We start from the raw sequence: 19,670 nt of genomic DNA on the forward strand, positions 1-19,670 counted from the left end.
GCGCGCGGACGCGCAAGCGGTGCCGTCGCTTCCGGTCGCACCGACGGGAACCGATCCGCGGCCTGCGGCGTATACATGGTGGGGAGGTAGCGGGGGCCGGGGCGGAGCAAGCGGGTAACAAGATCAGGTCAACCCTTGTGTGGTGGTCGGTCCCTGCGTCCATACTGCTGGCCAGGCACTCGGTGACCCAGGGGGAGGTCAAGTGGCACAGCCGCCGAGCACACAGGCACCACGGACACCCGTGGCGGTGCCGGATCCGGCACCGCCGGCCGCGCCTGTCACGGGGGCCCGGCCCGCGCCCGCGTCCCGCCGGGGCGGCTGGGCGACGGCCCGGGAGCGGGTGCACGCCGCCGCGACGACCGAGCCGGGGCGGCTGTGGATCATCGGCACGGTGGTCGCGCTGCTGGTGGTGGCGTTCGGCGCGGTGACGGCCTGGCAGGTCACCGACCGGGCGGCCGCCGCCGACGACGTGGTGAGCCGCAGCCAGCCGCTGAGCGCCGACGCGGCCTCCATCTACCGCTCGCTGGCGGACGCGGACACCGCGGCCGCCAGTGGCTTCCTCGCGGGCGCCAAGGAGCCCCGCGCCGTCCGCGTGCGGTACGAGGCGGACATCGCGACCGCCTCCCGCCTGCTGGTGAAGGCCGCGGCCAACACCACGGGCGCCTCCGACTCCGGGCGCGCGATCGCCTCGCTCAACGAGCAACTGCCGGTCTACAACGGCCTGATCGAGCAGGCCCGCGCCAACAACCGCCAGGGCTTCCCGGTCGGCGGCGCCTATCTGCGGTACGCGAACGAGCAGATGACCAAGCACCTGCTGCCCGCCGCCCAGGACCTCTACGAGGCGGAGACCGGCCGGCTCTACGACGACTACGACCAGGCCGAGACCTGGCCGTACGCGGCGCTGGCCGTGGGCGCGGTGGCGCTGGGAGCCCTGTTCTGGGCCCAGCGGCGCACCTACCGGCGCACCAACCGGGTCCTCAACCACGGGCTGCTCGCGGGCAGCGCGGCCTCGGCGGTCGTCCTGCTGTGGCTGGTCGCCGGACACGCGGTGGCCGCCGCGGACCTGTCGGACTCGCGCACCCACGGCCAGGAGTCGCTGAAGGTGCTCAACGACGCCCGGATCAACTCCCTCCAGGCCCGCGCCAACGAGAACCTGACGCTGGTGGCGCGCGGGGCCGTCCTGACCGAGGACGGCAAGGAGGACAAGTACGACGCGGACTACAAGGCGGAGATGAAAGAGCTCGTGGACCAGCTCGGCTCGGCCGGGGACCTCGCCGACGACAGCGCGGGGCGCACCCCGGTCGAGGAGGCGCGCGGCAGCGTCACCGAGTGGCGGCAGCGGCACGACCAGGCGCACCGGACCGACACCGACGGCGACTACGAAGGCGCCCTGGAGCAGGTCATCGGCGCGTCCGGCTCCACCGGCCAGTCCTTCGACCGGGTCGACGCGGCCCTGGAGAAGGCGATCGGGCACGAGCAGCGCGAGTTCACCCGGGCCGCCTCCGACGGCAGGGGCGCGCTGACCGGGCTTCCGCTGGGCGCCGCGGTGCTGGCGGTGCTGGGCGCGGCGGCGGCGGGCGTCGGCGTCAGCCGCAGGCTCGCGGAGTACAGGTGAGCACCGTGGGATCCAGGGAAACACCGGCCCGAGAGGCGCAACGGCCCCGGGAGGAGGCGCGATGAACCGGAAAGGCAGGCTCCGCGGGTGGGGCGGCGTCGGCGGGATGGCGCTCGCCTGCGCCGCCGCCGCGTCCCTGCTGGTCCCGCTGTCGCGGCACGAGGCGGGCGCGGATGCCGCGCGGACCGGCGGCCCCGGGGTGGGGCGGGGCGTCCAGGCCAAGGCCGACACCTGCACCGACCCGGAGGCGAGCCTGCCCGCCTCGGACGCCGGCGGACCGAGCATCGAGAAGATCAAGAAGGCCGGCAAGCTGGTCGCGGGCGTCGACCAGAACAGCTTCCGCTGGGGGTACCGCAACCCGGCCAACGGAAAGCTCGAAGGGTTCGACATCGAGCTGGTGCGGGCGATCGCCAAGGACATCCTGGGCGACCCGGACGCGGTCGTCTACCGCGCCATCCCCACCAGCCGGCGCATCCCGGCCCTCCAGAACGACCAGGTCGACGTGGTCGTGCGGACGATGACCATCAACTGCAAGCGGATCGGCCAGGTCGCCTTCTCCTCCGCGTACTTCCAGGCGGGCCAGCAGGTGCTCGCCCCCAAGGAGTCGGCGATCACCGGCTACAACGCCACGCTGAAGGGCAGGAAGGTCTGCGTGGCGGCCGGTTCGACCGCGTTCGACGCGCTGGAGAAGGAGTCGTACGGGGCCGTCTACAAGGACCTGACCGTGCCCAGCCAGCTGGACTGCCTGGTGCGCCTCCAGCTCGGCCAGGCCGACGCGGTGGTCACCGACAGCGCGCTCGCGGCCAGCCAGGCCGCCCAGGACCCGGCGGTCCAGCTCAAGGGCGACCCGTTCACCAAGGAGTACTACGGGGTGGCGACCAAGCTGGAGAACACCGATCTGGTCCGCCGGATCAACCACGTCCTGGTGGACTACCGCAGCGGCGGCGACAACAGCCCGTGGATGAAGGCCTACCGCGACTGGCTCGCCGCCGACCTGCCCGGGATAACGGGCCCGCCCGAGCCCAAGTACCGTTCCTAGCGCCCGGCTTGACCCGCCCGGCACGACCGCACAGACACGCAGAGCAGAGAGGTGATCGATGGGCGCGGGATCCTTCCCCGGCTCCTCCTCGGGGAGGCCCGTCCGGCCGGTGCTCGACCGGGACGAGGTGGACCGCGCGCTGACCCGGCTCGACGCCGAGCACGAGGCCATCGAGACCTCGCTGCTCGCCCTCCAGGACCACGCGGGAAGGCGCCTGCTGGAGGGCGCCGAGCTGACCGGGGTCACCCGGGAGCGCTGGGCGTCGGCCGAGCAGTCCATCACCGTGCTGTGGGCGTACTTCGACGCCTACAAGGCGGCCCTGGACGACGCCCGTGAGCTGCGCGAGCGGCGCCGCTGGCCCTCCCGCGAGGACCTGGTGGAGCTGACCGAGCGGCTGCGCGGCGAGTCGGTGACCGTCGCGGGCGCCGCCTCCCAGGCCGCCGCGCCGGCCGGCCCCGCCCGGCTGGCCGAGCGGTTCACCCTGGAGCAGCTGGTCAACCGGATGAACGAGCTGTACGCGCGCTCGCTCGACCTGGTCGTCGCCGCCGACGCGGTGTGGTCGGCGCTGCCCGCCCGGATAGACCTCCTGGCGGCGGAGCTGCACCGCACCCGGAGCCTGGCCCACTCGGTGGGCGTGCGCCCCGGGGAGCATCCGGCCGGCGACGACCTGGAGTCGATCACCGAGGAGCTGGCGTCGCTGCGGGCGCAGGTGGTGTCGGACCCGCTCGCGTTCTGGCTGCCCGCGCCGGGCAGCTCCGCCCCCGGCGGCGGCCGCCCGGACACCGAGCGCTACGACCGGGCCGCCCGCGCCCTGGACGACGTACGCCGGGAGATCGACGCCGTATTGACGGTCCGTCAGGACGCCGAGATGCGGCTGGTGCGGCTGCGGGACGTGCTCTCCCGGGCGGACCGCACGCTCACCGAGGCGCGGGCGGCGCGCGGCGAGGTGCTGGCGAAGATCGCCGCGTCCGAGGTGCCCGCGGTGAGCGGCCCGCCGACCCGGCTCCAGGAGCGCCTGGTGGCCGCCGCCGAGTACCGCAGACACGCCCAGTGGCACCGGCTCTCCCCGCTCCTGGAATCCCTGGAGCGCGAGGCGGAGGACGAACTGCTGCGCGCGCGGGAGTCCCTGACGGCCGTCACCGCGCCGCTGGCGGTCCGCGCGGAGCTGCGCGGCCGGCTCGACGCGTACAAGGCGAAGGTCGCCCGGCACGGCCTGGCCGAGGACCCGCTGCTCATCGAACGGTACGACGCGGCGCGCCGGATGCTGTGGTCCGCGCCCTGCGACCTGCGCGTCGCCGAGCAGGCGGTGCTGCGGTACCAGCAGGCGGCGGCGGAGGCGCTGGTTGCCGGACAGCCGGGCCCCGTCGACCAGAGGGGGGAATCGTGAGCGACCAGAAGCAGTGCCAGCGCCCCGGCTGCGAGGGCTCCTACGAGGACATGGGCGGCGGCGAGCTGTACTGCGACACCTGCGGCCTGGCGCCGGTGGTGTCGCTGAGCGGCGCCATCCCGCCGGCCCCGACGGGGATCACCGCGGGCGCCCGCAAGGGCAGCGGCTCCTCCGCCCGCTCCGGGCGCTCCTCGGCCTCCTCCCGCTCCTCGCGCTCCGCCACCTCCCGCCGGTCGGTCTCGGGGCGCCTGTCGCGTTCGCTGACGGGGGCGGGCAGCGCGCGCTCGGTCTCGGTGCGCAGCTCGGGCCCGGCGACCGGCACCTCCGGGCGCAGCAGGCTCGGGGCCGGTCTGGTGACCGTGCCGGGCGTGCCGCGCCCCAATCCGGCGACGGCCGTGATGGAGCACCCGGAGGTCCCCGAGCGGAAGCGTTTCTGCTCGCGGGCGGACTGCGGGGCGCCGGTCGGCCGCTCGCGCGGGGAGCGGCCCGGGCGCACCGAGGGCTTCTGCACCAAGTGCGGCCACCCGTACTCGTTCGTCCCCAAGCTGCACCAGGGCGACATCGTGCACGGCCAGTACGAGGTGGCGGGCTGTCTGGCGCACGGCGGCCTCGGCTGGGTCTACCTCGCCGTGGACCGCGCGGTCTCCGACCGCTGGGTGGTCCTCAAGGGCCTGCTCGACACCGGCGACCAGGACGCGATGGCGGCCGCGATCTCCGAGCGCCGCTTCCTCGCCGAGATCGAGCACTCCAACATCGTGCGCATCTACAACTTCGTGGAGCACCTCGACCAGCGCACCGGCTCCATGGACGGCTACATCGTCATGGAGTACGTGGGCGGCAAGTCGCTCAAGGAGATCGCGAACGAGCGGCGCGGCCCGGACGGCAAGCGCGACCCGCTCCCCGTCGAACAGGCCTGCGCGTACGGGATCGAGGCGCTGGAGGCGCTCGGTCATCTGCACAGCCGCAACCTGCTCTACTGCGACTTCAAGGTCGACAACGCCATCCAGACCGAGGACCAGCTCAAGCTGATCGACATGGGCGCGGTGCGCCGGATGGACGACGACGAGTCGGCCATCTACGGCACGGTCGGCTACCAGGCCCCCGAGGTCGCCGAGGCGGGCCCCTCGGTCGCCTCCGACCTGTACACGGTCGCGCGCACGCTGGCGGTGCTCACCTTCGACTTCCAGGGCTACACCAACGTCTTCGCGGACAGCCTGCCGGACCCCGACCACATCGAGGTCTTCCGTACGTACGAGTCGTTCTACCGGTTCCTCGTACGGGCCACCGACCCCGATCCCGCGCGCCGGTTCGCCTCCGCGCAGGAGATGGCCGAGCAGCTGACCGGGGTGCTGCGGGAGGTCGTGGCACTCCAGACCGGCCGGCCGCGCCCCGCCCTGTCCACCCTGTTCGGCACCGAACTGCGGGTCACCGACACGACGTTGTTCGCGGAGCTCACCGGTGACGTGTCGGCGCTCGGGGCCCGGCCGGTGCCCGAGAGCCGGTGGACGCGCAGACGCGCGGCGCGCTCCGCCGCGAACGGCTCCCCGGCGCCCGGCGCCCCCTCCGCCGTGGTCCACACGGGCGGGGGCGCGGTGCCCGTCGCCGTGGCCGGGCCCACCGTCACCGCCGCGCCGCACCCCGCCCCCGGCACGGGCGCCGCGGTGCCGGGCGGCGCGCCCGCGCACACCGCCCTCGTCCCCGCGCCCCGCGCCGGCGGCGCCCCTGCCCCGTACGGCGGGAGAGCCGGCGGCGACGGCTATCTGCGGCCCCTCGACGCGCCCGCCACCGCGCTGGCGCTGCCGGTCCCGCACGTGGACCCGGGCGACCCCAACGCCGGTTTCCTGGCCGGTCTGATGGGCGCCGCGCCCGCCGAGCTCATCGCCGCGCTGCGCACCGCGCCCGCCGACTCGGTGGAGAAGCGGCTGCGCGAGCTGCGCGCCCGGCTCGACCTCGGCGAACTCCTCTCCGCGGCCCGCGGCCTTGAGTCCCTGGAGGCCGACCACCCCGACGACTGGCGGGTGGTGTGGTACCGGGGGGTGGCCTCGCTGGTCTCCGGCGACCACGAGAACGCCGCGCTCTCCTTCGACGCCGTCTACGACGCGTTCCCGGGCGAGCCGACGCCCAAGCTGGCCCTCGGCGTCTGCGCGGAGGTGCTGGGCCAGCTCGACAACGCCGCCGAGTACTACCGGCTGGTGTGGACGACGGACCCCGGTTACGTCAGTGCCGCGTTCGGCCTGGCCCGGGTGCAGCTGGCCGCCGGGGAGCGCGAGGCGGCCGTGGCCACCCTGGAGTCGGTGCCGGAGGCCTCGATCCACTACACGGCAGCGCGGGTCGCCGCCGTGCGGGCGAGGCTGCGCCGGCGCGCCCCGGGCGACGCCCTGCTGGCCGATCTGCGGGCCGCGGCGGACCAGGTGGAGGCGCTCCAGCACCTCGGCCTGGACGCGGTGCGCCGCGAGCGGCTGGCCACCGAGGTCCTCGGCACCGCGCTCGACTGGGTACTCTCCGGAAGCCGGGGCGGCCCCGGTGAGGGCGGGCGGCCCGGCGACGGCCCGGGCGGCGGGGCCATACTGCTGGGCAGCGAGCTGGACGAACGAGGCCTGCGGTTCGGCCTGGAGCGTTCGTACCGGGTGCTCGCCCGGCTCGCCGGCAGCGGCGAGGAGCGGATCGAACTGGTGGAGCGGGCCAACCGCTTCCGCCCCCGGACGTGGGTGTGATTGATGGCGCAGATGCACCGGCCGGCAACCGGGACGTGCCCCGGCTGCCACGAGCCGCTGGAGTCGGGCGACCGGTACTGCGGGGCCTGCGGGTACGACCTGTCGGCCGTGCCCGCGGCCGCGGTGGACAGCCCGACGGTGGTCCTGGGCACCCCCGTGGCGGGTGAGGCATGGCCAACCGCCCGTGCCGCGGAGGGCCCGGCGGCGGCCGCGGTGCACCTGCCCACCGATCTGCCCGGCACCGACTCGGGCGGCTCCCCGCTGCCCGGGCCCGCACGGCACGACGAGCCCGGCGGCGCAGCCGAGGCCGCGGAGTACCCGCTCCAGGCGCCCGACCCCCGCGCGGCCGACCCCTCCGCCCTCGGGGACCGGGCCACCCACGTCAGCACGCCCCTGAAGGTCTGTGTGGCCTGCCGGGCCGGGCGGGTCGACGACGACGGGTACTGCGAGAACTGCGGCCACGCCCAGCCCCGCGAGCGCGACCACATGGAGCAGGAGCTCGGCCCGGTGGCGGCGGTCAGCGACCGGGGCCTGCGCCACCACCGCAACGAGGACGCGTTCGCCGTGTCCACCACCGCGCTGCCCGACGGCTCGCCCGCCGTAGTCGCGATCGTCTGCGACGGCGTCTCCTCCGCGACCCGCCCCGACGAGGCCTCGGCGGCCGCGGCGGCCCGCGCCAACGAGTCGCTGCTCCAGGCGCTGCCCCAGGGCACGCACCCCCAGCAGGCCATGCACGAGGCGATCGTGGCCGCGGCCGAGGCGGTCAACTCCCTGGCCGGCCCGCCGGATCCGGCGCCCGACCACGACCCGCAGCGCCACCAGAACGCCCCGGCCTGCACCCTGGTCGGCGCCATCGCCGCGGGCGGCCTGCTGGTGGTCGGCTGGGTCGGCGACAGCCGCGCCTACTGGGTGCCCGACGACCGTACGACCCCGCCCGCCCGGCTCACCGAGGACGACTCCTGGGCCGCGCAGATGGTGGCGGCGGGCCTGATGAGCGAGGCCGACGCGTACGCGGACGAGCGGGCGCACGCCATCACGGGCTGGCTCGGCGCCGACGCCTACGAACTGGAGCCGCACACCGCGGCGTTCAAGCCGGACCGCTCCGGCGTGGTCGTGGTCTGCACCGACGGGCTGTGGAACTACGCGGAGGGCGCCGAGGAGATGGCCGGGGCCGTGCCGGCGGACGCCGCCGAACGGCCGCTGCACAGCGCCCAGGTGCTGGTCGGCCACGCCCTGGACGGCGGGGGCCACGACAACGTAACAGTGGCCGTGGTGCCGTTCGCGGTCCCCCGGCCCGGGGCAGGATCCGCCTACAACTAGGCCGTGCCACCTGTTTTCCCCGCATTCTCGTCTCTTCAGGCCCGCAAGCCTCAAGGAGCCCCACAGATGGCCAACTTCTCCAAGCCGCCCGCCCCCCGGTTCTCCGTCGAGGTCTACCAGAACGAGTACCTGCCGGAGGGCGGCCGCGAGGTCAACGCGATCGTCACCGTGACGTCCATGGGCGGCGGGACGGTGGGCGGGGCCGCCCTGACCGGGGCCGCGCTCTCGCCCTCGGCCGTGCCGGGGCAGGCGCCGGGTGCCGCTGTGGTGATCATGGTCGACTGCTCGGGGTCGATGGACTACCCGCCGACGAAGATGCGCAACGCGCGCGACGCGACGGCCGCCGCGATCGACACCCTGCGCGACGGCGTGACGTTCGCGGTGGTCGCGGGCACCCACCGGGCCGAGGAGGTCTACCCCGGCGGCGGCCACCTGGCCACCGCCGACCCGCACACCCGCGCCGAGGCCAAGGAGGCCCTGCGCAAGCTGAGCGCGGGCGGCGGCACCGCCATCGGCACCTGGCTGCGGCTCGCCGACCGGCTGCTGAGCTCGGCCGACGTACCGATCCGGCACGGCATCCTGCTCACCGACGGCCGCAACGAGCACGAGTCGCCGGCCGCGCTCCAGGCGGCCCTGGAGGCCTGCGCGGGCCGCTTCACCTGCGACGCGCGCGGGGTCGGCACCGACTGGGAGGTCAAGGAGGTCACCGCGATCGCCTCCGCGCTGCTCGGCACCGCCGACATCGTGGCCGACCCCTCGGCCCTGGCCGCGGACTTCACGCGGATGATGGAGAACGCGATGGGCAAGGAGGTCGCGGACGTCGCGCTGCGGCTGTGGACACCGGTCGGCGTGGAGATCAGATTCGTCAAGCAGGTCGCGCCCGCCGTCGAGGACCTGACCGGCCGCCGCACCGAGGCGGGGCCGCGCGCCGGGGACTACCCGACGGGCTCATGGGGCGACGAGTCGCGCGACTACCACGTGTGCGTGCTGGTCCCGGAGGCCGGAATCGGCCAGGAGATGCTCGCCGCCCGGGTCTCGCTGATCCTGCCCGACCCGGCGGGCGGCACCCCGCAGACCCTCTCGCAGGGGCTGGTCCGGGCGGTGTGGACGGAGGACATGGCCGCCTCGACCGCGATCAACCCCCAGGTCGCCCACTACACGGGTCAGGCCGAACTGGCCCAGGTCATCCAACAGGGTCTGGATGCCCGCAAGTCGGGCGATATCGACGGCGCCACCGCCAAACTCGGCCGGGCCGTCCAGCTCGCCGCCGCCTCCGGGAACGCCGATACGGCCAAGCTGCTCGCGAAGGTGGTGGACGTCGTCGACGAGGCGACGGGTACTGTGCGACTGAAGGCGAAGGTCGCGGAGGCGGACGAGATGACTCTCGAAACCCGCTCGACGAAGACCGTACGCGTGAAGAAGTGACGACGGGAACGACCCGGGCACCGGCCCGGGGGCGCGCCGCACGCAGCGGTGCGCGGCAGCGAGACGACGTGAGTGCCTCGGCCCGAGGGGCCGGACGAGGAGAGGGGGAAGCGACTCCATGCCGACCTGCCCGAACGGACACCAGTCGGGTTCCGACGACTGGTGCGAGGTCTGCGGCCATCGCATGGGCGCCGTGCCGCCGCCTCCCCCGCCCCCGCCGGCCTTCCCCGGACCGCCCCCGCAGGGCGGCTACGGCTACCCCGGCGCCGAGGCGCCCGCCACCCCGGCGGAGCTCTGCCCGCAGTGCCGCACGCCCCGGGAGGGCAACACGCCCTTCTGCGAGGAGTGCCGCTGGAACTACCTCACCCGGACGGCGACCTCGTACACGCCGCTGGCGCCCCAGCCCTCCCCCGGGCGGGGCGAGGGCCTCAACCTGCCGCCCGGGTTCCAGTCGCCGCCGCGCCACACCCAGGCGCCCCCGGCGCCCCCGGCCCAGCAGCAGCGTGACCCGTTCGAGTACCAGAGCTCGCGGCCCTCGCAGGTCAACCGGCCCGCGGAGCCGCTCACCGGCGACCCCTCGCAGCAGCAGGGGCCGCAGGCGTTCCGCCAGGGACCGCCGCCCCCGCCGAGCGGGGACCCGTCCCCGCGGCAGGGCCCGCCGCCGCACTTCCAGCAGGGCCCGCCGCCCCCGCCCGCCTTCCAGCAGGCGGGGCCGCCCGCGCCCCCGGCGTTCCGGCCGCCGGCCCGTGCGGAGGACGACGACTGGATGATCCAGCCGCCGTCCCAGTCGCAGCCGCCGCAGCAGCACACCCAGGCGCCGCAGGCCCACCAGGCTCCGCAGCAGCCCCAGCCGCCGCAGCAGCAGTTCCAGGCCCCGCCGCCCCAGCAGGTCGGCTGGACGGTGACCATCGGCCCGGACCGCGAGTACTTCATGGCGATGATGCAGCGCAGCGGTCCCGAGGCCGCCGGGCTCAACCTGCCCGCGTACTCGCCCGAGCAGCAGCGCCGCCTCACCGGCAACCAGCTCACCATCGGCCGCCGCCGCCACTCCACCGGCGAGGCGCCCGACATCGACCTGGCCGTGCCGCCGGAGGACCCGGGCGTCTCGCACCAGCACGCGGTCCTGGTCCAGCAGCCCGACGGCAGCTGGGCGGTCGTCGACCAGAACTCCACCAACGGCACCACCGTCAACGGTGCCGAGGAGCCCATCCAGCCCTATGTGCCGGTCCCGCTCCAGGACGGCGACCGGGTGCACGTGGGCGCCTGGACGACGCTGACCGTCCGGCGGGGCTAGGGCGCGACGCGCCCTAGGGCGCGTCCTTCGGCGCGGCGTCCCGCAGGGGCCAGGTGTGCGGTCCCTGCGGGTCGTCCAGCCAGGCCCACTGCCGCTCGCCGCTGACCGTCACGCCGAACCGCTCGCGCCGGGGCCGCCCCTCGCGCTGCCACAGCGCGTACGCCTCGTACGGGTCCAGGCTGTCCGCGGTCAGCGCCAGCAGGAAGCGGAAGAGCTCGTTCTCCAGACCCGGGCGGGTCAGCGGGCCGCGCTCCCGGGCCTCGGGCGCGGGCACGGTGCCGCGCAGCGGGACGAAGTAGGCCGGGGTGTCCAGGAAGTGCCCCTCGGCGTGCCCGGCGTCGCGCACCCTCAGCAGGATCAGGCCGGTCGCCAGCGGGGCCTCGATCAGCGCGCCCGGCGTGCACTGCGCCAGCCAGCCTGCCGGGACCGACGGCAGGGTGCAGGTGGCGATGATCCGGTCGAAGGGCGCCCGGGACGGGCAGCCGCGCGCCCCGTCGCCGGTCACCACCGCTGGGTGGAAGCCCGCTGCCGTCAGATGCGTCCGGGCCGACTCGGTGATCTCCGGTTCCAGGTCGACGGTGGTGACCCGCTCCTCGCCCAGGCGGTGGCTGAGCAGCGCCGCGTTGTAGCCGGTCCCGGCGCCGATCTCCAGGACCGTGTGCCCGTCCCGGACGTCCAGGACCTCCAGCATCCGCGCCATCAGCGACGGCTGGCTGCTGGAGGAGAGCAGCTCCCCGTCGCGCAGCCGGGTGGCCAGCGGGATGTCGGTGTAGACCCCCTCCAGCCAGCGCGCCCGGCGCCGCGGGTCCGGGTCCTCGCCCCACAGCCGCTCGTAGCCGCCGGGCCGCCCGACGAAGTAGTACGGCACGAACAGGTGGCGGGGCACCTCCTCGAAGGCGGCCCGCCAGGCCGGGTCGGCGAGCTCGCCCCCGGCCGCGATCCGCGCGACGAGGGTCGCCCGCGCCTCGGCGGCCGGATCCCGGTATGCGCCCATAGGTCCACTGTGCTGCGCCGGGGCCCGGGAGGCGAGCGGTCGTACGCCGCTCCGGGCCCGGGGGCGGGTGGTCCTAGGCCCCCGGTCCTCGGCCGCCCCGTCTGAGACCATGGACGCGTGAATGAGATTCCGCGCGGCACGCTTCAGGAGCAGACCTTCTACGAGCAGGTCGGCGGCGAGGAGACCTTCCGGCGCCTGGTCCACCGGTTCTACCGGGGCGTCGCCGAGGACCCGCTGCTGCGGCCGATGTACCCGGAGGGCGATCTGGGGCCGGCCGAGGAGCGGCTCGTCCTCTTCCTGATCCAGTACTGGGGCGGCCCGCGCACCTACAGCGACCACCGCGGCCACCCCCGGCTGCGGATGCGCCACGCGCCGTTCACCGTCGACCGCGCCGCGCACGACGCCTGGCTGACCCATATGCGGGAGGCCGTGGACGAGCTGGGGCTCTCCCCGGAGCACGAGACGACGCTCTGGAACTACCTGACGTACGCGGCCGCCTCCATGGTCAACACGGCGGAGTAGAGCGGAACTTCACCTTCCGCACACCCGGCCCCGGAATGCGGGTCTCCGGGAGCGCATTCCGGTCACGATCCGGTCAAGGTGACCCCGCAAGCGGTTTCCACCGCCCCGTCCCCTCTGAAAGCATCCGTACAGACTTTCGGGGGCGGGGCGGGACCATGGGGGCCGTGTGACGGGGTTCGTGTTTCTGCGAGTGCGTGCGCACCGCCTGCTGCTCGCCGCCGCGCTGCTCGCGGTTCTGCTCACCACCTCGGTACTGGCCGCCCTGACCGCGTTCTCCGGCTCCATCGGGGACGCGGCCCTGCGCCACACCCTGACCACCCGCTCCGCGGCCCCCGCCGCGCTGGTCGTCAAGGCGTCCGTCCCCGAGGCGAAACGGCAGGCCGCCGACGCCGCCGTACGGGCGGGCGCGAGCCGCACCTTCGACCGGCTCCCCGTCACCACCGCCACGTTGACGCAGTCCGGGCCATACGCCCTGCCGCGCACCCTGCAGTCCCCCGACGCCCGCAAGGGCGACGAGCCGGACCTCACGCTCTTCGCCGCAGTCGACCGCGCCCGCGTCAGACTGACCGGCGGCGACTGGCCCGCGCCGCCGGGCACCGGCCATGAGATCCAGGCCGCGCTCCCCGAGAGCGCCGCCGCCCGGCTCGGCCTGCGCCACTGGCCCACCGTGCTGCCCCTCACCGACCGGCTGAACGGCCCGGCCGTCCAGGTCCGGATCACCGGCGTCTACCGGCCCGTCGACATCACCGACGCGTACTGGCAGCTGGACGACCTCGGCGGCCGTGGCTCGCGCCGGGTCAACTTCACCACCTACGGACCGCTGCTCACCGACCCCGCCGCGCTCACCGGCGGACGGCTCAGCGCCGGCCAGCGGTCCTGGCTGGCCACCGCCGACTTCTCCGGCCTGACCACCGACCGCGTCGCCGCCCTGCGCACGGCGGCCGAGGCGGGGCCCAAGTCCCTGGTGGGCGGCGGGGTGTTCGCGGGCGACGCGACCGCCACCACCGGACTGCCCGACGTACTCGACGGGGCCGAGCGCTCCCTGCTCGTCTCCCGCTCCACCCTGCTCATCGTGGCCCTGCAACTGGTGCTGCTCGCCGGGTACGCGCTGCTGCTCGTGGCCCGGCTGCTCAGCAGCGAGCGCACCGGCGAGACCGAGCTGCTGCGGGCCCGCGGCGGCTCCCGCGCGCGCCTCCTCGGGCTCTCCGCCACCGAGGCGCTGCTGCTCGCCGTCCCGGCGGCGGTCGGCGCCCCGCTGCTCTCCGGGCCGCTCACCCGTCTCCTCGCGGGCCACGGCCCGCTCGCCCGCAGCGGCGTCCATCTGGAGACCGCCCCCACCGGCACGGTGTGGCTGGTCGCGGCGCTGGTCGCGCTGGGGTGCGCGGCCGCCGTGGTGGCCCCGGCCCTGTCGGCCGGGCGGGCCACCCGCGGCCGGGCCGCCACCCTGCCCGCCTCCGTGCGCGCCGGGGCCGATGTCGGGCTCCTGGTGATCGCCGGGGTCGCCTACTGGCAACTGGACCGCCAGACCTCCGGCTCCGGGGCGCTCAGCGACACCGGCGGCGGCGGCCTCGGCATCGACCCGCTCCTGGTGGCCGCCCCCGCCCTCGCCCTGCTCGCCGGGACCGTACTGACCCTGCGGCTGCTGCCGCCCGCCGCCAAGCTCGCCGAGCGGCGGGCCGCCGGCGGGCGCGGGCTTCCGGCGGCGCTCGCGGGCTGGCAGTTCAGCCGCCGCCCGCTGCGCGGCGCGGGCCCGGTGCTGCTGCTGGTGCTCGCGGTCGCCATGGGCATGCTGGCGATCGGCCAGTCCGCGTCCTGGGACCGCTCGCAGGAGGACCAGGCGGACTTCCGCGCGGGCACCCCGCTCCGGGTCTCCGGGTCGAGCCTGAACGGCTTCGGCCAGGCCGGTTCGTACGACAAGGTCCCCGGGGTGACGACGGTGGCCCCGGCGGCCCGCTCCTCGCTGGAGCTCTCCGGCGGGCGCTCCGGGACGCTGCTGGCCCTGGACACCGCGCACACGGACGGCCTGCTGCTCCGCCCCGGCCTCGGCGACCGCCCGGCCCGCGCGCTGCTGGCCGAACTCACCCCGCGCCCGGCGGCCCGCAGCGGGGTGCCGCTCCCGGCGGACGCCGCCGAGCTCGTCCTCGGCCTGCGGATCGACACCGAGGGCGCCCCGGGCGGTGCCTCCTCCGCCCCGCTCACCCTGAACCTGACGGCGGTGGTCGAGGACCGCTTCGGCATCCAGTACCGCCTCCCGGCCGGGACCCTGGAGGCCGACGGGCGGGCGGCCGAGCGCCGGCTCTCCCTCGACCTGGCGGCCGGCGCCCCGGTGGGGCACCCGGCCGCGCCGCTCGCCCTGACCAGGCTCGACCTGGAGTTCAGCGTGCCGGAGAACGACCAGAAGCAGCGGTTCACCGTGCGCGAGCTGACGAGCGTGGCGCGGGACGGACGCACCACCGCCGTCCCCGTTCCCGCCGCCGACCGCTGGCGGGCCACCTCCATGGAGGTCGCCACCCGCCCCGTCGGCGTGGTCGCCCTGACCCCGAGGACCGACGGGCAGGGCCTCGGCGTGCCGTACACCACGGGATCGAGCCCGCCGGCCGGTCCCTTCTCGACGTCGGTTCCCAGCCGTACCGTCCGGCTCGCCGCCGTACGGCCCGCCGCCCCCGCGCTGACCGCGATCGCCACCGACCGGTTCCTGGCCTCCAGCGGCACCCGGGTCGGCCAGACCGTCACGACCGTCCTGGCCGGTCAGACCCTGCGCGCGAAGGTCGTCGACCGGATGGCCGAGTTCCCCACCACCGGGTCCGGTGCGCGGAGCACCGCCGGGGACGGCCGCGACGGCGGCGCGCTCGTGCTCGACCTGCGCGCCGTCAACCAGGCGCTCGCCGGCACCGGCGACAGCCTCGCCCCGACCGAGTGGTGGCTCACCACCGCCCCCGGCGACGAGGCCCGCGCCGCCGCCGCGCTGCGGGCCCGGCCCGACATGGACCCGCAGCAGGTGGTGGTGCGCGCCGAGGTCGCCGAGCGGTTGCGCGACGACCCGCTGGGCGCGGGCCCGCAGGCCGCGCTCATCGCCGCCGCGATCGCGGCGGCGGCCCTGGCGGCGGTCGGCTTCGGCGTGAGCGCGGCCGGCTCGCTGCGCGAACGCGGCGCCGAGTTCGCCGTGCTGCGGGCCCTGGGCACCCCGCGCCGCCAGCTGGCCCGGCTGATCGCGGCCGAGCAGGGGGTGCTGATCGCGCTGGCACTGCTGGCGGGCCTGGCGCTCGGCGAGGTGCTCACCCGCGCGGTGGTGCCGCTGATCGTGCTGACCGGGCAGGCCACCCAGCCGGTGCCCAAGGTGCTGGTGGAGCTGCCCGCCGGGCGGCTCGCCGTGCTCTTCGCGGGAGTCGCCGCCGTACCGCTGCTGATCGTCGCGACCCTGGCGCTGCGGCGCACCGAACCGGCGGTCTCGCTGCGCCACCAGGGGGACAACTGACATGAGTACCAAGGCCGTTGCCCCCTGGGTGCGCACCCGGCTGCGGACCGCGCCGGGCGCCGCGGGCGCGCTCGCCCTGCTGGTGGCGCTCACCGCGTTCCTCGCGGGCGCGCTGCCGCGCGGCGTCGACGGGTACGAGGACCGGGGCCTGCGCCACGCGGTGGCGTCGGCCGCCCCGGAGAACACGGTGCTGCGGCTGGCCGGCGCGCTGCCCGTCACCAACGACCCCGAGCACCCCGACCCCGGCACCGCGCTCGGTCCGCGGGCCATGGAGCGCGGCTTCCGCGAGCGGATGGCGGCGGTCCCGGCACCGCTGCGGCCGGACGAGGCCCAGACGGCGTACGGGGTGCGCACCACCCAGAAGGTGGTCACGGACCCCCGGCTGGACCCGTGGCTGCCCCGGCCCGAGAGCCTGCCGGTGCGGCTGCTGATCGCCTCCCGGTCCTCCCTGGCCGACCACGGCCGCCTGGTCGCCGGACGGCTGCCCACCGCGACGGCGAAGGCGGGCTCCGTCACGGCGGAGGCCGCGGTGACCGTCACGACCGCCAAGGCGCTGCGCATCTCCCCCGGTTCGGTCGTCCACGTGCCCGGCGCCGGGAGCGAACCGCTGGCGATCCGGATCACCGGGATCGTGCGGCCGCTGAAGCCGGAGGCGAGCTACTGGGCCACCGCGTCGGTCCTGCGCGACCCCGCGTTCACCCCCATGTCCCCCGAGCCGGACGCGCCGCACTACTGGTACGCGGGTCTGCTGCTCGGCGACGGCTCGGCGCCCGTGCTCCTCGGCGCGGACGGAAACGCCGAGCTGTACACGGACATCGCCCCGGCCGCCGCCGCCATGAACGCCCGCCAACTCCCCGGCCTGGCCACCTCGGTGGCCTCCCTGGAGGGTGGCCCGGCGCTCGCCGCGCTGCGCCAGTCGGCCGGCCCCGGAACCACGGTCGCCACCGAACTCGACGCGGTCCTCGCGCAGTACGCCTCCGTACGCGACTCGATCACCCCGGTGGTCGCCGTCGCCACCTTCGGCACCGGAACGGTCGCCGCGGTGGTCCTGCTGATGGCGGGCGGCCTCGCGGCGGCCCGCCGCACCACCGAACTCGCCCTGCTGCGCGCCCGGGGCGGCTCGCTGCCCGGCATCGGCGCCCGGCTGGCCGCCGAGACGGCGGTGGTGGCGCTCCCGTCGGCGGCCCTGGGCCTGGCCCTGGCGGTCCTGACCGTACGCGGCGGACGGCTCGGCCCCGCGCTGCTCGCCGCGGCCGCGGTGGCGGCGGTGGCGTGTCTGGCCCTGCCGGTACGGGCGATGGCCGCCCACCGTACGGTCCGCACCGCCGCCGACCGCGACGACCTGGTACGCGCCCGCCCCTCCCGGCGCCGCACGGTGGCCGAACTGACGCTGCTGGTCCTGGCGGCGGGCGCGGTGTACGCCCTGCGCCGGCGCAGCACGGCGGCGGGCTCCGACACGCTGGTCAGCTCGGCGCCGGTGCTGATCGGCGTGATGGCGGCGCTGCTCCTCGTCCGGCTGTATCCGCTGCCCCTGCGCTGGGCGGCCCGCCCGGCCGCGCGGCTGCGCGGCACGGTCGGCTTCCTCTCGCTGGCCCGCGCCGGCCGCGCCCCCGGCGGCGGGGTCCTCCCGCTGCTCGCCCTGCTCACCGCGCTGACCACGGCCGCGTTCGGCGGCTCGGTGCTCGCCGGGGTGGCGGACGCGCGCGACCGGGCGGCGCTGTACACGACGGGCGCGGACGCGCGGATCGACAGCCAGGGACCGCTGCCGCCGGGCCTCGCCGACCGGGTCGCCAAGGTCGGCGGGGTGGCGCGGGTGGCCGCGGCGCGCGTCGAGTACGGCGTGCAGCTGCCGTCCGGCGACAAGGCCGCGGTCATCGGCGCGGACCCGTCCCCGTACGCCCGTCTCACCGCGGGCACCGGCCTCGGCGCGATCCGGGCCGACGACCTCAAGACCCGCCACGGCGGGGCGCTGGCGGCGATCGCCTCACCAAAGGTGGCCGCCGACCTGGGCCGGGGGCCGCGCGAGGTACGGGTGGCGGGCTACCGCCTCCAGGTCGAGGTGGTCGCGGTGCGCGAGCGCACCCCGGCCGTCCCGCGCGGCGACTACCTGCTGGTGGACCTGGCGGGACTGGGCGCGCGGGAGCCGACGACGCTGCTGGTGGCGGGGACGGGCCTGGACGCGGCGGCCCTGCGCCGCACGGTCGAGCCCTCCCGCGCCGCCGACGCCCCCACGGTCCAGCTCCGCTCGGAGGCCCGGCACAAGCTGGTCGACTCCCCGCTCCAGTCGGGGGCGGAAGGCGTCTACGGGGCGGCGGTGGCGGCGGGCGCCGGGTACGCGGTGCTGGCGCTGCTGCTCTCGCTGCTGCGGGGCGCGCCGGAACGGTCGGCGCTGCTTGCGAGGTTGCGGACGATGGGTCTCACCCGCCGCCAGGGCCGCCGGCTGCTGATCCTGGAGGCGCTGCCGCAGGCGGCCCTGGCCGCGCTCGGCGGCGCGCTCACCGGCTGGGCGGCGACGGAGCTGCTGGCCCCGGGCGTGGACCTGACCGGCCTGGCCCTGGCGGCGTCGCCGTCGGCGGCCGCGGCCGGGGGCGGGCTGCGCACGGATCCGCTGTCGCTCCTGGTCCCGGCGGTGTGCGTGGTGGCGCTGGCGGCGGGAGTGGCGGCGACACAGGCGTGGTGGACGAGCCGGCGTGGCTCGGTCACGGAGCTGAGGGCGGGAGACGCGAGATGACGGGGACGGAGACGAGCGCGGGGTCCGGGCCGGGTGCGGGGCCGGGGCCGGGTGCGGGGTCCGGGTCGCGGGTGCGCACGCTGTCGGAGCTGGAGGAGCGGGCGGCGGCGCGGCGCGACCGCCCCGCGTACGGCCATGACGCCCTGATCGCCTGCGACCGCCTGGTCCGGATCTTCACCACGGACGGCGTGGAGGTGCAGGCGTTGCAGGGTCTGGACCTGCTGGTCGCCGAGGGCGAGCTGATGGCCCTGGTGGGGGCGTCCGGCAGCGGGAAGTCCACGCTGATGAACATCCTGGCGGGCTTGGATGTGCCCACCGCGGGCCAGGCGAAGGTGGCGGGCCGGGACCTGCTGTCGATGGACGCGAAGGCGAGGCTGGACTACCGCAGGGAGGTGGTCGGCTTCGTCTGGCAGCAGACGGCGAGGAACCTCCTGCCGTATCTGACGGCGGCCCAGAACGTCTCGCTCCCGCTCCAGTTGCGCGGCCGCCGCGCGAAGAACAGGTCGACGCGCGCGGACGACCTCCTCACGCTCCTGGACGTGGCCCACTGCCGCGACCGCCGCCCCCACCAGATGTCCGGCGGCGAACAGCAGCGGGTGGCGATCGCCGTCGCCCTCGCCAACAACCCGGCGGTCCTGCTGGCGGACGAGCCGACGGGCGAACTCGACTCCGCCACGGCGGAACAGATCTTCGCGGCGTTCCGCACGGCCAACGAGGAGCTGGGCACGACGATCGTCATCGTCACCCACGACCAGACGGTCGCGACGGAGGTCCGCCGCACGGTGGCGATCCGCGACGGCCGCACCTCGACGGAGGTCCTGCGCCGCACGCACCTGAACGAGCAGACGGGCGAGGAGTCCGTGATCTCCCGCGAATACGCGATGCTCGACCGAGCGGGCCGCCTCCAACTCCCCGCGGAATACACGGAAGCACTGGCGATGGAACGCCGAGTACTCCTGGAACTGGAACAGGACCACATCCAGGTGTGGCCGGACGGGGGTGGGGAGTAGGGGGTGCGGCGCGGGGCGCGTGTGCGGGGGTGCGGGTTGCGGCCCGGAGCGCGTCTGCGGCCCGACTCGGGCTGAGCGCGCAGTTCCCGGCGCCCCTGAGGGGGCCGGTGTCCGGCTGCCGGCTGTGGCGGGCGGTCGCGCAGT

Annotated in this window: 12 protein-coding genes; 11 read left to right on the forward strand and 1 reads right to left on the reverse strand. The window is 76.0% G+C overall.

All coding sequences use genetic code 11. From position 1 onward, the window contains the following. Positions 1-202: 202 nt before the first annotated feature. The 7 genes from AC069K_RS19000 to AC069K_RS19030 all read left to right on the forward strand — a co-directional run bounded on the left by AC069K_RS19000 (position 203) and on the right by AC069K_RS19030 (position 10,794). Positions 203-1,615, forward strand: a complete 1,413-nt coding sequence (locus AC069K_RS19000; protein WP_478617648.1) for a hypothetical protein — start codon at positions 203-205, stop codon at positions 1,613-1,615. A 61-nt stretch (positions 1,616-1,676) separates the two neighbouring features. After that, positions 1,677-2,654 carry a glutamate ABC transporter substrate-binding protein gene (locus AC069K_RS19005; protein WP_365101117.1) on the forward strand — a complete coding sequence of 326 codons (978 nt, stop codon included), beginning with the start codon at positions 1,677-1,679 and terminating at the stop codon, positions 2,652-2,654. Between the two features lie 58 nt (positions 2,655-2,712). Next, positions 2,713-4,041: a coiled-coil domain-containing protein gene (locus AC069K_RS19010; protein ID WP_365101119.1), complete on the forward strand. Its 1,329-nt coding sequence runs from the start codon at positions 2,713-2,715 to the stop codon at positions 4,039-4,041. A 50-nt stretch (positions 4,042-4,091) separates the two neighbouring features. Further along, entirely contained in the window at positions 4,092-6,755 is a 2,664-nt protein-coding gene (locus tag AC069K_RS19015; RefSeq protein ID WP_365101272.1) for a tetratricopeptide repeat protein, read from the forward strand. A gap of 3 nt (positions 6,756-6,758) precedes the next feature. Then, complete coding sequence (locus tag AC069K_RS19020; RefSeq protein WP_478617653.1) at positions 6,759-8,075, forward strand: PP2C family protein-serine/threonine phosphatase; 1,317 nt, start codon at positions 6,759-6,761, stop codon at positions 8,073-8,075. A 66-nt stretch (positions 8,076-8,141) separates the two neighbouring features. Then, entirely contained in the window at positions 8,142-9,500 is a 1,359-nt protein-coding gene (locus tag AC069K_RS19025) for a vWA domain-containing protein (RefSeq protein WP_478617656.1), read from the forward strand. A gap of 118 nt (positions 9,501-9,618) precedes the next feature. Next, positions 9,619-10,794 carry an FHA domain-containing protein gene (locus AC069K_RS19030; protein ID WP_478617659.1) on the forward strand — a complete coding sequence of 392 codons (1,176 nt, stop codon included), beginning with the start codon at positions 9,619-9,621 and terminating at the stop codon, positions 10,792-10,794. A 13-nt stretch (positions 10,795-10,807) separates the two neighbouring features. On the opposite strand, the gene AC069K_RS19035 is transcribed toward AC069K_RS19030, so the two are convergent. Then, positions 10,808-11,788 (reverse strand): methyltransferase domain-containing protein, encoded by a 981-nt coding sequence (locus tag AC069K_RS19035; RefSeq protein ID WP_478617662.1) that lies wholly within the window; start codon positions 11,786-11,788, stop codon positions 10,808-10,810. Between the two features lie 117 nt (positions 11,789-11,905). On the opposite strand from AC069K_RS19035, the gene AC069K_RS19040 reads away from it, so the two are divergent. The 4 genes from AC069K_RS19040 (at position 11,906) to AC069K_RS19055 (ending at position 19,526) form a co-directional block, all read left to right on the forward strand. Continuing rightward, positions 11,906-12,310 (forward strand): globin, encoded by a 405-nt coding sequence (locus AC069K_RS19040; RefSeq protein ID WP_358836506.1) that lies wholly within the window; start codon positions 11,906-11,908, stop codon positions 12,308-12,310. Between the two features lie 166 nt (positions 12,311-12,476). Continuing rightward, positions 12,477-15,785: an FtsX-like permease family protein gene (locus AC069K_RS19045; RefSeq protein ID WP_478617665.1), complete on the forward strand. Its 3,309-nt coding sequence runs from the start codon at positions 12,477-12,479 to the stop codon at positions 15,783-15,785. Position 15,786: 1 nt separating this feature from the next. Next, on the forward strand, positions 15,787-18,516 hold the full coding sequence (locus AC069K_RS19050; RefSeq protein WP_478617668.1) for an FtsX-like permease family protein: 2,730 nt from the start codon (positions 15,787-15,789) through the stop codon (positions 18,514-18,516). Continuing rightward, a complete protein-coding gene (locus tag AC069K_RS19055; RefSeq protein WP_478617670.1) occupies positions 18,513-19,526 on the forward strand; it encodes an ABC transporter ATP-binding protein in 1,014 nt (337 codons plus the stop codon). The genes AC069K_RS19050 and AC069K_RS19055 overlap by 4 nt, the downstream gene beginning before the upstream one ends. The last annotated feature ends 144 nt before the right edge of the window (positions 19,527-19,670 follow it).

This window comes from Streptomyces sp. NPDC043908 (genome assembly GCF_056435525.1).